Source organism: candidate division WOR-3 bacterium (assembly GCA_039803925.1).
Classification (GTDB): Bacteria; Hydrothermota; Hydrothermia; order Hydrothermales; family JAJRUZ01; genus JBCNVI01.
Window position 1 is genome coordinate 26517 of the sequence record JBDRZL010000003.1, and the last position, 13661, is coordinate 40177.

Genomic DNA, 13661 nt, shown 5'->3' on the forward strand with positions numbered 1-13661 from the left:
TAAAAAATTTGGAACTAAAGGTAAGAGGTAGTCTATTTTTGGTTACGAGGATTTTCTTAATAGAGAAACTTGGAGAAAAAAACTATAAGGAAAAGTTAAAGAAATTTTCTCAAGAAATTTCAAAATTTCTTGAAGGTGAAATAATAGAAACTCTCTTTTACCCATATGAGCTTTTAAAACTTTTACATAAAGAAATTTTTGATAAAATTTTTAAAGGTGATATAAAAAAATTTAGAGAAATTGGAAAATATTCAATAAAAAGGGAATTTGAAATAGGTTCTTTCAGAGAATTAATAAAAAAAGTTGATATAAAAAATTATATTTATCAAGTTGGAAGTATGGTTTATAACTATTTTTATAGTTTTGGTAAATTTGAAATAAAAAGTGCAGATCTTGAAAATAAAAAAATTGTTATTCATATAACAGATATGCCTGATATTGATTTTTTTTTCGAGGAGAGAATAAGAGGTGCTCTGGAGGCTGCAGGTGAAATAAAAGGTTTTAAAGGTTTAAAAGTTGATATCACAAAAAGAGTTTCAAAGGGTGATAATCTCTTAGAGTATGTTATAACATATAAATGAATAAAAAAGAATTAAAAATAAGGGGTATTGCCTTTACAAATCTAAAATTATTTATAAATGAAAAGTTAGGAATTAATACATTTAAAAAATTTTTTGAAATTATTCCACAGGAATTAAAAAAATTTTTTAGTGAAGAGATTATAGAATCCCAATTTTATGACCTTGAAGACTTTTTAAAAATAATTGATTATCTTTTAAAAATTTATGAGGGCAATAAAGAAGAATTAATGTTTAAGATAGGTGAATATTCTGTTCAGAGAGCCTATGAAGGTCCTTTTAAAATAATATTTGATGTATCAGACTTTCAAGGTTTTGTAAATAGTATCCTTGAATTTGCTTTTAAGTATTACTTTAATTTTGGAAATTTTAAAATAAAAGAATTTGAGCCAGAAAAAGGTAAGGTTAAAATTATTGTAAGTGACATTCCTTTTAAAGACCCTTTTTTTGAAAAAAGGCTTGAAGGAGGAATTTATTCTGCCTTCAAAATTAGAGGATTAAAAAATTTAAAAAGTAAAATAACCAAAAGTATTGCAAAAGGTGATGATGTTATAGAAATAACTTTAGAATGGGAAGTTTAATTATCCCTTTTTGTTTCTCTTAAATAGTAATAAAGTGAAAGAGCATCTGTAATTCTTATACCAGGAACTCTCAATGCCTGAGCAAAAGTTCTTGGTCTAATTTTACTCCACTTTTCCTTTGCCTCATAGGAAACATTTGGAATTTTCCAGAAATCTATTTTTTCCGGTATTTCCCTTACTTCAATCTTACTTACTCTTTTTGCTTCCTTCATTTCCCTTTGGATATAACCATCATAATGAATTTCACTTATGATTCTTTCCTTAATATTATCCTTAACCTTCCTTATTATTCCCTTTTCCTCTAAAATATCATAAATTTTATTATCCCTTTTAATAAGATCAAATAGGGTTATTGATTCCGGTAAATCTTTAATTTTCAAAAATTTCTCTGCCTCTTTTCTTTTTATCCTTTTTTGTTTTAAAAAACTTATAATCTCCTCAAAAACTCTTTTTTCTTCTAAAAATTCCTCCCATTCCTTTTTCTTTATTAGTCCGAATTTATAACCATAAGGCAAAAATCTTTCTTTCGCTGTATCCTGTCTTAAAGTTAATCTGTATTCCACTCTTGATGTAAACATCCTGTATGGCTCATCAACTCCCTTTGTTACAAGGTCATCTATCATAACACCTATATATCCCTCATTTCTTTTTACAATAAAGGGGTCTTTATTATCAAGATATAAAACAGCATTTATCCCTGCAACAATTCCCTGGGCAGCAGCCTCTTCATAACCTGTTGTTCCATTTATCTGACCTGCCAAAAATAAACCTCTTATTTTCTTTGTTTCAAGCCACGGATTGAGTTCCTGAGGATTTATAAAATCATATTCTATTGCATATCCAGGAACTAAAATTTTTGCATTCCTTAAAGGAGGTATTGTTTTTAAAATTTTATACTGAATTTCCTCTGAAAAAGATGTGGATAGTCCACTTATATAAACGATATTAGAATTTCTTCCGTCAATTTCAAGAAAAAGTTGATGCCTTTCTTTATCAGGGAAATTAACAACCTTTAATTCAAGAGAAGGACAATACCTTGGACCAATTCCGGTTATATCACCTATAAAAAGGGGACACTCATTTAAATTCTCCCTTACAATCTTATGAGTTTCTTCATTTGTATAAGTTATCCATGCTGGAATCTGCTCAACTTTTAAATAAAAATTTCTGAAGGAAAAACCCCTTGGAGGCTCATCACCTTTCTGTTCCTGAGCAAGGGAAAAATCAACACTTTCTATATCTATCCTTGGTGAGGTTCCTGTCTTTAATCTACCTATTTCAAATCCAATATTTTTGAGAAATTCAGATAACTCATAAGAAGGATCCTCCCCAATTCTTCCTGCTTTTATTTTTTTCTTTCCTATATGAATGAGCCCCCTTAAAAATGTGCCTGTTGTTAAAACACAGGAAGCTGAAAAAAATTCTCCATTTTTTACTGTAATTACTCCCTTATAAAACTTTTCTTTATTCCTTTCTTCAATTATAAAACTTTTAACTTCGTCTTCAAGAACATATAAATTTTTTTGACTGAATAAACAATTTTGCATTCTTTTTTTATATTCTTGTCTATCTGCTATTGCCCTTAATGAGTGCATTGCAGGTCCCTTTTTAATATTTAAAGTCCTGAACTGTGTGCCTGTTTCATCTATATTCATACCCATTTCACCACCAAGAGCATCGAGCTCCTTAACAAGTTGAGCTTTTCCAACACCCCCTATTGAAGGATTACATGACATCTGTGCAATCTTATCTTTCCTTATTGTGATTAAAAGTGTCTTTGCTCCCATTCTTGCAGATACAAGAGCTGCTTCACACCCAGCATGACCTCCACCTATAACAATTACATCAAAGTAATTTCCCATTACTTTTTCTTTTTTGTTTCTTGCTTTTTAACTTCCTCTATTTTCTTAACCTCTTCTTTCTCTCCTTCATAAGTAAACCAATCCTTATCCTTTTTTAAAGATGTTTCCACAAAGTTTTTAGCAAGAGTATACAGAGTAAAATCGTCACCCTCCCTCTTTACAACATACTTATTCTCATCAAGTTTCTCAATTACTTTAAAGCCCTGTTTTTCTCCATTTTTTAATGTAATATTTAGGGATAAAAAGGGATCTTTTGATGAATATTCTTTAACATTAAGTGAATCTATAAAATTCATTGAATAAATAGAACTGAGCACTCTTATGTAGTTCTGAATTTTACTCTGAACTGCATTAATTTCAGGGGAATCAAGAATCCATTTATCACCTTCCCTATAAAACATAAATCTCTGCTCTTTATCTATGTACTCAACCCTTTCTACATCCTCTGGTTTAAAATCTGTTATTCTTCTATTTCTCCAAGCCTCAATATCAAGATTTGACACATGAGGTTTAATTGATTTTTCAACAAGAATAACTTCTTTTTTCCCTGGAATTCTTACAAAGTTTGTTAAATAATCAGGACCATTTTTACCAACTATAATTTCAAGTAATTTTTTTCCCCCTATATCAAAAAGACTTACATATGTTCCCTTTTTATCGTCAACCTCGTAAGAAGGGAACTCTGATTCACTTTTTCCAATAACTTTTCCTTTAAGAGAACCCAAATTCTCTATAAGACGATTGATTTTTTCCTTATCAGCAGTTTTAATCAATGTGTCTTTAGTAACTGTCCATAATCCATTTATTTTTCTTAATTCGAGATTTTGATTTTCCCTACTTAAAACAATTTTCCCTATATTTTCTTCTTTAAATTCTCCTGAGACTTCAATTTCCTTAGGCATTCTTGCCTTTTTAAAAGCAGGACTTTCAGTCAAAAGAACAAGGATAAAAAGTATTAAAAAAGTAATACCTAAAATCCTTATATGTTTTTCAATCATTTTTTTCCTCCTTTTTAATTTCAGAGAATTTTTTCTTTTTTATCCTTCTAATTGAAGACCTAACTATTCCAAAAATAAATACAATTAAGGGTATTCCAAAAGTTATCCCATTTTGGAAAAGAAACTTCTGCATGTTATTTAAGTTCTTAATGGGTCTTTCACTTATTTCTCTTGCTTTAATTTCTGAAATATCTTTACCAAGAGCAAATGCATTCACAATATTCATAAGGAATATACCATTGTCAGGGTACATCTGAACAAAGTTATCCTGAAGAAAGATAGCATTTCCAACGAAAACTATTTTATTTTCCTCCTTTGATTCTTTTATAAATCCTGTCGTATCCTCATTTTTAAAATCAGTCCAGTTTTTAAATAAACTTGTATCATTTAAGAAAACTGATTTAAATTTTGAACTCACCATAAGGCTAAATAAATATTTTTTAAGTTCTTCCTTGGGTGGAGGAGGCTCTTGAGCAAAAGGATGAATAGAAAATCCTCCTTCCTTTCTATAAGCATTCTTTGTTGATGTAAAAATGTAGGTATATTTAAAAGCTTTATTTTCATTTGAAAGTGTATCAATTGCAGAAGGCCAAGTTAAAACAAGTTGTTCAAGATTTCTTGCAAATTGATGTTTTATGTTTTTAGGTAAAATTTTTACAAAATAATAGTAAGGAACAAGAAGCGCCCTACCTTCTGACATCATAGGAATAAAGGGAATTGTTGGATCTTTAACAAGATTAGGTTTTAAAGAAATTCCATAATTTCTCAAAAATTCAAGATCTTTTTCAAACATTGGTTTTGTTACAAAATTTTCATAATTTATATCTACAGGCTGTAAGAAAAATACAGCTTTTCCTCCTCTTAAAATAAACTGATCAAGATAAAAGAGTTCCTTCGGTAAAAGTTTTTTAATACCAAAAATTAAAAGTAAATTTATATCCTCAGGTATTTTACTTATAAGACTAACATTTCTGACTCTGTATAATTTTTCCAGTTCTCTTCTTATTATGTTATAATTTTCCTGCTTTAAACCAAGAAATAAAAGTCCCACTGTTCTTAAATTATCTCCTTCCTTCATTTTTAAAATTTTAGAAGTCAAATCATACTCAAGATTCTCGGTTTCTGTTAAAACAGGGATAGTTTCCTTTTTGTCCTTATAAAATATGAGAAGTCCAAAATTTCCATTAACAACTTTAACCTGATCCTTTTCAACCACATTAAAGGTAATTTCAGGGATACCAAGCCTTCTTGCTTTTGACTGTATATTCGGGTCTTTATCAGGATAAAATACAGTATATCTCAAAAGACCATTGGAATAGTTTCTGTATTCTTCCAGTAAATCAAATAAATCCTGTTTATAAGGATTCATCTCAGGAGGAAGTTTACTTGACATATAGATTTCTATATTCACAAAATCCTTTAATTCTCTTAATACTTCTTTGGTTACAGAATGGAGAGTGTAAATCCTGTTCTGTGTGATATCAACTCTATATACAAAATTTCTAAAAAATATATTTAAAAGAATTAAATTTAAAAAGGCAAGTATTCCCGCAATCAAAAATAATCTTTCCCTTTTCATCTTGCCACCTCCAGATGAAGATAATTAGCGTATATAAAAAGGGATATAAAGGAAAAATAATAAATTATATCTCTTAAATCAATTACACCCCTTGAAATGCTTTCAAAATGAGTTTTAACTGAAAAATTCTGCAAAAGTTCAGCCCAGAATCCTGATATAAAAGAAAGTATAGCCTCTTCACCTATTATGTAAAGTATAAAAGAAAAAGCTGCAGCAAGAATAAAGGCTACTATTTGATTTTTAGTAAACCCTGATAAAAACATACCCAAGGATATAAAGGTTGAACCAAGGAGAAAAGCACCAAGATAACCTGATAAAACTCTCCCCCAGTCTAAATTACCGAGAAATGATAAAATAATTGGAAGAGGTAATGTCAAAAGTAAAGAGAGACCGAAGAAGGAAATAGCTGCAAGAAATTTCCCAATTATTATTTCTTCAATTCTTAAGGGAAGAGATAAAAGAATTTCAATGGTTCCGAGTTTTTTCTCTTCTGCCCAGAGTCTCATTGTAATTGCAGGTATAAAAATTATAAATAAAACAGGGAACATATTAAACATAGGTCTTAAGTCAGCTTCAGGCATCAAGAAAAATCCTCTGAAAAAAAGCCAGAAATTTAACCACGAAAATACTATAAGCCAGAGATAACCGATTGTAGAATTAAAATATGATAAAAATTCTTTTTTAAATATTGCTTTTATACCCTTCATTTATCCTTCCTCCTTCATCAATTCAACAAAAACTTCTTCAAGCCCAAGAGATTTTGAATAAAGTTCAAGTATCAAAAATTTATTTTCATAGGCAAATTTTGCAAATTTTTCTCTTGGATCTCCATTTTCCTTAGGCAAAAATTTACCGTAAACTGCTTCACCTCTTTTTTCAATCTCATAAGAGGAAATAAAATCTAATTTATTCATCTTTTCCCTTATTTCTTTTTCATCTCCTTTTAAAGCAAAATATATTTCCTTTGATCTGAATTTCTTTGAAAGTTCACGAGGATTTCCCTCAGCTCTTATTATTCCCTTATGAATTATTATAACTCTGGATGCAAGCATTTCAACTTCAGGAAGTATATGGGTAGAAAGTAAAATTGTTTTTTCCCTTGATAATTCTTTAATTAAATTTCTTATTTCAATTATCTGAACAGGATCAAGACCTGTTGTGGGCTCATCCATTATAAGCACTTCAGGGTCATGTAAAAGAGCTTGAGCTATTCCGACCCTCTGTCTATAACCCTTTGAAAGTTCACCTATTGGTTTTTCCCACACTTCTTTTATCTGGGTTTTTTCCATCACCTCTTCCAGTTTTTTATTCTTGTTTTCAATTCCCCTTGCTTCTGCACAGAAACTTAAATACTCTCTTGGAGTTAAATCGGTATAAAGGGGATTATCCTCAGGTAAATAACCAAGCTTCTTTTTACAGTATAAAGGGTCTTCCTTAATCTTTTTTCCATCAATAAGCACTTCCCCGCTTGTTGGATAAAGGAATCCTGTAATTATTCTTAATGTTGTCGTTTTACCTGCTCCATTGGGTCCCAAAAATCCTAAAATTTCTCCCTTTTCCACATTAAAGGATATGCCAAGAAGAGCAGGATCCTCACCGTAATATTTATAAAGGTTTTTAACTTCAATCATAACTTTAAATTGGAAAACGGAGGGTGTGGGACTCGAACCCACAATCCCGATATAATCGGGATATCGGATTTCAAATCCGACGCCTTAGCCAGTTCGGCCAACCCTCCGGTTTTTGATGATTATAATATTATACTGATACCCTATATCTTATTCAAGTTAAAATTTTATAATAACACAAATTCAGCACTAAAATGTCTCAAATATGGGCTTTCCTTTATTAATTTAACTCCTTTCCATTTATTTTTATTTTCTAAAACCACTTTTGAAATTTCTGCAACATATCTTAAATGAGATTCAGTATAAACTCTTCTCGGTATAGCATATCTTACAAACTCAAATTTTGCATCCTTACCATGCATAAGAGAACCAATTTCACAGACCCTTATACCTCCTTCAAGATATAAAGCTATTGAAAAAACCTGTCCAGGAAAATTTTCCCTTTTAATGTGATCAAAAACCCTTTCTGCAAGAACATAAACAGCATGGCCACCTGTTGGTTTATATACAGGAACTCCTCTTTTAGAAAGTTCCTCACCAAGGAATTCCACCTCTTTTATTCTGAATTCAAGGTATTTCTCATCAGTAGCTTCCTTTAACCCTTGAGCAACAGCTTCAAGGTCTCTACCTGAAAGTCCTCCATAAGTGGGAAATCCCTCCCATAGTATAAGATACATAGAAAGTTCTTCATATAATTTTTTATCTCTAACAGCAATAAAACCTCCTATATTACTTATTCCGTCTTTTTTTGCACTCATATAACATAGATCTGAATAAGAAATTATTTCCCTTATTATTTTTTTTATACTCTTATTTTTTTCTTCTCTTTTTTTAATAAAATAAGCATTTTCTGCAATCCTTGATATATCAAGAAATAAGGGGATCCCAAATTTTTCACATATTTCCCTTGTTTCCTTAACATTCTGAAAGGAAACAGGTTGACCAGCCATTGAGTTATTGGTAAGAACAAGAAAAACAGCAGGTACTCTTTTATGATATTTTTTCAAAAAAATTTTTAAATTGTCAGTATTCATATTGCCTTTGAAAGGAAAGTATTTTTCAGGATCAAGAGCTTCATTTATCACAAAGTCTGGAGTTTCTGCACCTATATAATTTAAATTTGCTCTTGTTGTATCAAAATGAGTATTTGAAGGAACTATCGGGTTTTTGATTTTTTTTGAAAAATACTCTGCCAAAATTCTTTCAGCACCTCTTCCTTGATGACAAGGTAAAACATAATCCATTCCAGTAAAACTTTTTACCTCTTCACAGAATCTTTCAAAACTTTCAGCACCTGCGTATGATTCGTCAGCTTCCATAATTTTTGACCATTGATGTTCACTCATTGCATTTGTTCCTGAATCAGTTAAAAGGTCAATGGTTATTTTGTTTGCAGGAATTTTAAAGATGTTATAAAAGGCCTTCTCAAGAATTTTTTTCCTTTCCCTTTTTGAAGTAAAAAAAATCGGTTCAACTACTTTTATCTTATAAGGTTCAAAAAAGAAAGTCAATTATAAAAATTATATGCCGGGGGCGGGACTTGAACCCGCACGGGATTAATCCCACATGGCCCTCAACCATGCGCGTCTGCCAATTCCGCCACCCCGGCTTTAAATATTATGATATACAATTTATTAAGGAAATTTCAAATTCTCTTTTCTTAATATTTTTATATGTTTTTTTCTGAAAAACAGAATAAAGGGACAGAACTAAGAATAAAAGCCAAAAAAATCCTTTTTAAAAAAAAATCAAAATTCCAGAAAATTGAAATATTTGAAAGTTACGATTGGGGTAAAGTTTTAATGCTTGATTCCCTTTTTATGCTAACTGAAAGGGATGAATTTTTTTACCATGAATCCTTAGTTCATCCAATCTTATCAAGTATTAAAAATCCTGAAAATGTTCTTATAATAGGAGGAGGAGACTGTGGAACCTTAAGAGAGGTTCTAAAACATCCTGTTAAAAAAGTTATTCAGGTTGAAATAGATGAACTTGTATTTAAAGCATCCCTAAAATATTTTCCATGGGTTAAGAAAATTTATAAAGATAAGAGGGTGAGCTTTATTTTTGAAGACGCAAAGGATTTTATTAAAACTGCAGAGGATAAATTTGATGTTGTAATATTAGATACTTCTGATCCAGTTGGACCTGCAAAGGTTTTTTATAGAAAGGAATTTTATGAGGATTTAAAAAAAATTTTAAAGAAAAACGGGGGACTGGCTATACAGGCAGAATCTCCGATTCACCACTTAAAGAGAATTAAAAAACTTTATGAAATTTTAAAAGATAAATATAAAAGCATTTTACCTTATCTTTCACCTATGCCTACTTATCCTGGGGGAATCTGGCTTTATTTTTTTGTTTTTAAGAAAAAAATAAAAAGGCTGAGACCATTTAGAATTCCAGAGAATACAAGATACTATAATAAGGAAATACATTTTGCAGGATTTAAAATACCTGAGTTTTTAAAAAGAATTTTTGGTATATAATTTTAAATATAAAAGGAGAAAAACTATGAACTTTATTTTTACTTTTTTTATTTTAACAAAATTGATTGAGGTTGAGGTTTTTGACTTAATACCTCAAAGGGAAGGTGGTTATACTCTTGTTCTTAAAGAAATTAACTCCAACTCTTTATTACCCATTTCCATAGGAGAAAATGAAGGAATATCAATTTTAAGGGAACTTAATAAAATGGAATCAAGAAGACCCCTCACCTATGAACTTGTTAATAACATAATAGAAAAACTTGGAGCTAAAATTGAAAAGGTCACTATTGATAAATTTGAAAATGAAACATATTTTGCAACTCTACATTTAAAACAGGGAAAAAGAAAAATTTTAATTGACTCAAGACCTTCTGACGCAATTAACCTTGCTATAAGAAAAAAAGCTAAAATATATGTTGATGAAAAAGTTTTTGAAAAAATGAAAATTGAACTTAAAGAGGAAAAAAGAGAAAAAGGATTTAAAATTTAAATTTATTAAAATAAAACCCCTGCAAAGGAGAGGCTCCTTCACAGGGGGGCACTTAACTCAATTACTTTAATTACTTTTTATGTTCCCTTTTGAGTTTTTCTGCTTCGTCCTTAATTTTCTGTAAGGATTCCTTCATCTTTGCCCATCCGTACCAGTGCATATAGTCAGGATTAGCATGGAAGGCACCCTGAAATGTTCTCATTCTGTATTCAAGAAACATAACATAGAGTTCCTGTTCAATTGACGATTTTGCTTCATAAAACTGTAACAAATCAGGCGCAAATTTCCAATTTTCAGGTTTCTTTAAAAATCCCTTATCATAGAGTTCCTTTACAGTTTTTATTGCTTCAGCCATAAGTTTATCTGCTTCTTTTAAAACCGCATCAGAAGCTTCAAGTTGCTCTCTTACATATTTTTGTGAATGACAGTTAGAACAAACCTTTAACATTTTATCTCTTTCCTTTTCCCAATCTTCTTTTGTCAATCTTGCAACTTTTGCAGCTTTAACAGCTTCAAATCTTTCAGTAGGATTATTCTTATCATCAAGAACCCCAAGAGCCTTTAGTATAGTTACCCTATTATCCCACCATTCCTTATCATCTTCAGGAACCCTTAAAGCAAGAAATCCCCAGGCAGTCATAACAGCATGGTTCCCATCAGGCATATGACAGGTTTGGCAAGTCGGTGCTCTTCCAGAATTTCCCTCAATTTCCCAAATTGTCCCATGCTTTGAAGTTGACCACATCTCCCACTGAGGATGATCAAATCCCATATGACATGTTCTACATGCTCTTGGATCTTTTGCTTCCTCAACACTGAATTTGTGCCTTGTATGACAGGCATCACAGGAACCTGTTCCATAATAGAATTTTGCTTCCTTAAGTTCCTCTTCTGATTTTAATCCTATTTTGTGACATCCTGAACAACCCTTAAATCCCTTTTCTCCTCCCACCTGTATTGGCTGGTGCATTACCATTGGCATAGCCTTCATTGCTATCCACCCTAAGGCATGCTTTCCTTCTTTAAATTCCTTAACTCTTTGCTCATGACAGTTAGCACAGGTTTCAGGGGTAGGCATTTTAAGTTTATCTATATCCTTTGCTCCTGTATGCTCACCATGACAGACTGAACAATCCACATCATTTTGAGAGTGCTTACTTAATTTCCATTCTTTTACAATTTGCGGAGTAACTTTTTCATGACAGGTTACACATTTACTTGCTTTTAGACCAAACGGAAACAAAATTCCCGCTATTATTAAAGAAAAGATTGTTTTTTTAACCATATTAACCTCCTTTTTAATTTGGACTTCTAATTATATAATAGAATTTAAGAAAAATCAAATAGAAAAAGTTTAATTATTCCTTTATTTTGTTATGGAGATAAAGAAGGTAAAATATTAACCCTATCCATACAACTAAATAGGAAAAATATAAATATTTCATAAAGTTTCCTCCAATTTTTTTAATTCTCTTTTAGCAATCTTGTATCTAAGCAAAAATATTAATACAAAGAGAAAAACATAGGGAATAACATTAAAAAATAAAGCATATCTCATTGATGATGTTATCAATACATCACCAGGCGTAAAAGCAGAAGGATGGACTGATCTCCATAATTTCACAGAAAAATAAACAAGAGGAACATCAATATAAATTATTATTCCAAGAACTGAAGCAAATCTTGCCCTTTTGTCAGGTGTTTCAATAAATCCCCTAAAAATCATATAAGCAGTGTAAAGAAAAAATAAAATCAAGGTTGTAGTTAATCTTGGATCCCAAACCCAGAAATGACCCCAAACAGATTTTGCCCATAACATTCCTGTAATAAGTGTAAGGATTATAAACAAAACACCAATTTCGCCTGAGACTTCAGCAAGTATATCCCATTTTAAATTTTTTTTCAAAAGATAAATAATACTGAAAATAAAAACCAAAGTAAAAGATAAAAAAGAAAGCCATGCTTGCGGAACATGAATATACATTATTCTCACAAGATCCCCCATCTTTCTTTCAGGAGGTGTCCCTAAAAGTGAAAGGTAAAAAGTAAAAAAACCTGTTAAAAGGGCTAAAAATGCCAAAATGTATTCCTTTTTTATTTTCATAATTTACCAAGAAATTCCTTTATTAAATCTTCAAGGGTTGGTTCGCCTATTTCTTGTAACTCATACCTAACCCTTGCAAAAGGTTTTCCTATATCAAAAAGACTCGCTAAATTAATCGGAGTTCCAATAACAACAGCTTCACAGGGGGTTCTATAAATAGTTTCTTTAAGTTCTTCTATCTGCTTTTCACCATAACCCATTGCAGGAAGAACTTTTTGAGTTTGTGGATACTTTTCAAAGGTTTCCTTTATTGAACCAACAGCATAGTTTAAAGGAGATACGATCTCTTTTGCACCAAATTTTTTCGCTGCAATATAGGCAGCACCTATATCCATTTCACCATGGGTAAGAGTTGGACCATCCTCAATACATAAAACTCTTTTACCTTTTATAACTTCTTTATTTTCAACAAAAATAGGAGAAGCTGCCTCAATAATTATTGCTTTTCTGTTAAGTCTTTCTATATTCATCCTGAGTTTATAAATATTTTCAAAAGGAGCTGAATCAACTTTATTTATTACTATAACATCTGCCATTCTTAAATTTGTTTCTCCTGGATGGTATGTTTCCTCATGACCTAACCTAAGAGGATCCGCAACAACTATATGTAAATCAGGTTTATAAAAAGGAAAATCATTATTACCCCCATCCCATAAAATAATATCGGCTTCTTTTTCCGCCTCTTTTAAAATTTCAAAATAATCAACACCTGCATAAACAATAGAACCTCTTGTAATATGGGGTTCATACTCTTCCCTTTCTTCAATAGTAACCTTATACTTATCTAAATCCTCTATTGAAGCAAACCTCTGAACCTTCATTTTTTCAAGATCACCATAGGGCATAGGGTGTCTTATAACTGCTACTTTTTTTCCTAAATTCCTCAAAATTTGAGCAACTTTCCTTGAAGTCTGACTCTTTCCGCTTCCTGTTCTCACAGCACATACTGAAATAACAGGTTTATTTGATTTTATCATTGTGCTTTCAGGACCTAAAAGCCAGAAATCAGCACCCGCTGAAAGTGCCCTTGAAGCCCTATTCATAACATATATATGGGAAACATCAGAGTAAGCAAATACAACAATATCAACTTTCTTTTCCTTTATGATTTTTTCCATATCTTCCTCTAAATAAATGGGAATGCCTTGAGGATAAAGTTTACCAGCTAATGTAGGAGGATATTTTCTTCCCTCTATACCAGGTATCTGTGTTGCTGTAAAACCAACAACCTCGTAATCTGGATTATCTCTAAAAAAAACATTAAAATTATGAAAATCTCTTCCAGCAGCACCAAGGATTAAAACTCTTTTTGCCATATTTAAGACCTCCTTAAATTTATCATATAATTTTAA

At 31.0% G+C, this 13661-nt stretch carries 13 protein-coding genes and 2 tRNA genes; 4 read left to right on the forward strand and 11 right to left on the reverse strand.

Annotated features, from left to right (window positions below; translation table 11 throughout):
* The first annotated feature begins 8 nt into the window (after positions 1-8).
* Together ABIN17_02440 and ABIN17_02445 are read left to right on the forward strand one after the other, a co-directional pair.
* Complete coding sequence (locus ABIN17_02440; GenBank protein ID MEO0283916.1) at positions 9-581, forward strand: hypothetical protein; 573 nt, start codon at positions 9-11, stop codon at positions 579-581.
* Positions 578-1159, forward strand: a complete 582-nt coding sequence (locus ABIN17_02445; protein MEO0283917.1) for a hypothetical protein — start codon at positions 578-580, stop codon at positions 1157-1159. Before ABIN17_02440 ends, ABIN17_02445 begins: the two co-directional genes overlap by 4 nt.
* On the opposite strand, the gene mnmG is transcribed toward ABIN17_02445, so the two are convergent.
* From mnmG to ABIN17_02485, 8 genes are all read right to left on the reverse strand, one after another.
* Entirely contained in the window at positions 1156-3021 is a 1866-nt protein-coding gene (gene mnmG, locus ABIN17_02450; GenBank protein MEO0283918.1) for a tRNA uridine-5-carboxymethylaminomethyl(34) synthesis enzyme MnmG, read from the reverse strand. The two genes, ABIN17_02445 and mnmG, sit on opposite strands and share 4 nt — an antisense overlap.
* Complete coding sequence (locus tag ABIN17_02455) at positions 3021-4019, reverse strand: DUF4340 domain-containing protein (protein MEO0283919.1); 999 nt, start codon at positions 4017-4019, stop codon at positions 3021-3023. The genes mnmG and ABIN17_02455 overlap by 1 nt, the downstream gene beginning before the upstream one ends.
* On the reverse strand, positions 4012-5598 hold the full coding sequence (locus tag ABIN17_02460; protein MEO0283920.1) for a GldG family protein: 1587 nt from the start codon (positions 5596-5598) through the stop codon (positions 4012-4014). The genes ABIN17_02455 and ABIN17_02460 overlap by 8 nt, the downstream gene beginning before the upstream one ends.
* Positions 5595-6305 (reverse strand): ABC transporter permease subunit, encoded by a 711-nt coding sequence (locus tag ABIN17_02465; GenBank protein MEO0283921.1) that lies wholly within the window; start codon positions 6303-6305, stop codon positions 5595-5597. Before ABIN17_02465 ends, ABIN17_02460 begins: the two co-directional genes overlap by 4 nt.
* The gene (locus ABIN17_02470) at positions 6306-7229 is read right to left on the reverse strand and encodes an ATP-binding cassette domain-containing protein (protein ID MEO0283922.1); all 924 of its coding nucleotides are present in this window, start codon (positions 7227-7229) and stop codon (positions 6306-6308) included.
* Between the two features lie 17 nt (positions 7230-7246).
* Positions 7247-7336, reverse strand: a tRNA-Ser gene (locus ABIN17_02475).
* 57 nt (positions 7337-7393) lie between these two features.
* Positions 7394-8737 (reverse strand): tryptophanase, encoded by a 1344-nt coding sequence (locus ABIN17_02480; GenBank protein MEO0283923.1) that lies wholly within the window; start codon positions 8735-8737, stop codon positions 7394-7396.
* Between the two features lie 14 nt (positions 8738-8751).
* Positions 8752-8835, reverse strand: a tRNA-Leu gene (locus ABIN17_02485).
* Between the two features lie 64 nt (positions 8836-8899).
* Here ABIN17_02485 and speE point away from each other — a divergent pair.
* A complete protein-coding gene (gene speE / locus ABIN17_02490; protein MEO0283924.1) occupies positions 8900-9715 on the forward strand; it encodes a polyamine aminopropyltransferase in 816 nt (271 codons plus the stop codon).
* Positions 9716-9740: 25 nt separating this feature from the next.
* Entirely contained in the window at positions 9741-10205 is a 465-nt protein-coding gene (locus tag ABIN17_02495) for a bifunctional nuclease family protein (GenBank protein MEO0283925.1), read from the forward strand.
* A 70-nt stretch (positions 10206-10275) separates the two neighbouring features.
* On the opposite strand, the gene ABIN17_02500 is transcribed toward ABIN17_02495, so the two are convergent.
* The 3 genes from ABIN17_02500 to ABIN17_02510 form a co-directional block, all read right to left on the reverse strand.
* Positions 10276-11490, reverse strand: coding sequence for a multiheme c-type cytochrome (locus tag ABIN17_02500; protein ID MEO0283926.1), 1215 nt, complete (start codon positions 11488-11490; stop codon positions 10276-10278).
* A 156-nt stretch (positions 11491-11646) separates the two neighbouring features.
* Complete coding sequence (locus tag ABIN17_02505; protein ID MEO0283927.1) at positions 11647-12309, reverse strand: cytochrome c biogenesis protein; 663 nt, start codon at positions 12307-12309, stop codon at positions 11647-11649.
* On the reverse strand, positions 12306-13625 hold the full coding sequence (locus ABIN17_02510) for a cyclic 2,3-diphosphoglycerate synthase (GenBank protein ID MEO0283928.1): 1320 nt from the start codon (positions 13623-13625) through the stop codon (positions 12306-12308). Before ABIN17_02510 ends, ABIN17_02505 begins: the two co-directional genes overlap by 4 nt.
* Positions 13626-13661 lie beyond the last annotated feature (36 nt).

Bases quoted from the DNA above. Each gene is read 5' to 3' on its own strand.
- ABIN17_02445 (MEO0283917.1), top strand. From the start codon at position 578: ATGAATAAAAAAGAATTAAAAATAAGGGGTATTGCCTTTACAAATCTA.
- mnmG (MEO0283918.1), bottom strand. From the start codon at position 3,021: ATGGGAAATTACTTTGATGTAATTGTTATAGGTGGAGGTCATGCTGGG.
- ABIN17_02455 (MEO0283919.1), bottom strand. From the start codon at position 4,019: ATGATTGAAAAACATATAAGGATTTTAGGTATTACTTTTTTAATACTT.
- ABIN17_02460 (MEO0283920.1), bottom strand. From the start codon at position 5,598: ATGAAAAGGGAAAGATTATTTTTGATTGCGGGAATACTTGCCTTTTTA.
- ABIN17_02465 (MEO0283921.1), bottom strand. From the start codon at position 6,305: ATGAAGGGTATAAAAGCAATATTTAAAAAAGAATTTTTATCATATTTT.
- ABIN17_02470 (MEO0283922.1), bottom strand. From the start codon at position 7,229: ATGATTGAAGTTAAAAACCTTTATAAATATTACGGTGAGGATCCTGCT.
- speE (MEO0283924.1), top strand. From the start codon at position 8,900: ATGTTTTTTTCTGAAAAACAGAATAAAGGGACAGAACTAAGAATAAAA.
- ABIN17_02495 (MEO0283925.1), top strand. From the start codon at position 9,741: ATGAACTTTATTTTTACTTTTTTTATTTTAACAAAATTGATTGAGGTT.
- ABIN17_02500 (MEO0283926.1), bottom strand. From the start codon at position 11,490: ATGGTTAAAAAAACAATCTTTTCTTTAATAATAGCGGGAATTTTGTTT.
- ABIN17_02505 (MEO0283927.1), bottom strand. From the start codon at position 12,309: ATGAAAATAAAAAAGGAATACATTTTGGCATTTTTAGCCCTTTTAACA.
- ABIN17_02510 (MEO0283928.1), bottom strand. From the start codon at position 13,625: ATGGCAAAAAGAGTTTTAATCCTTGGTGCTGCTGGAAGAGATTTTCAT.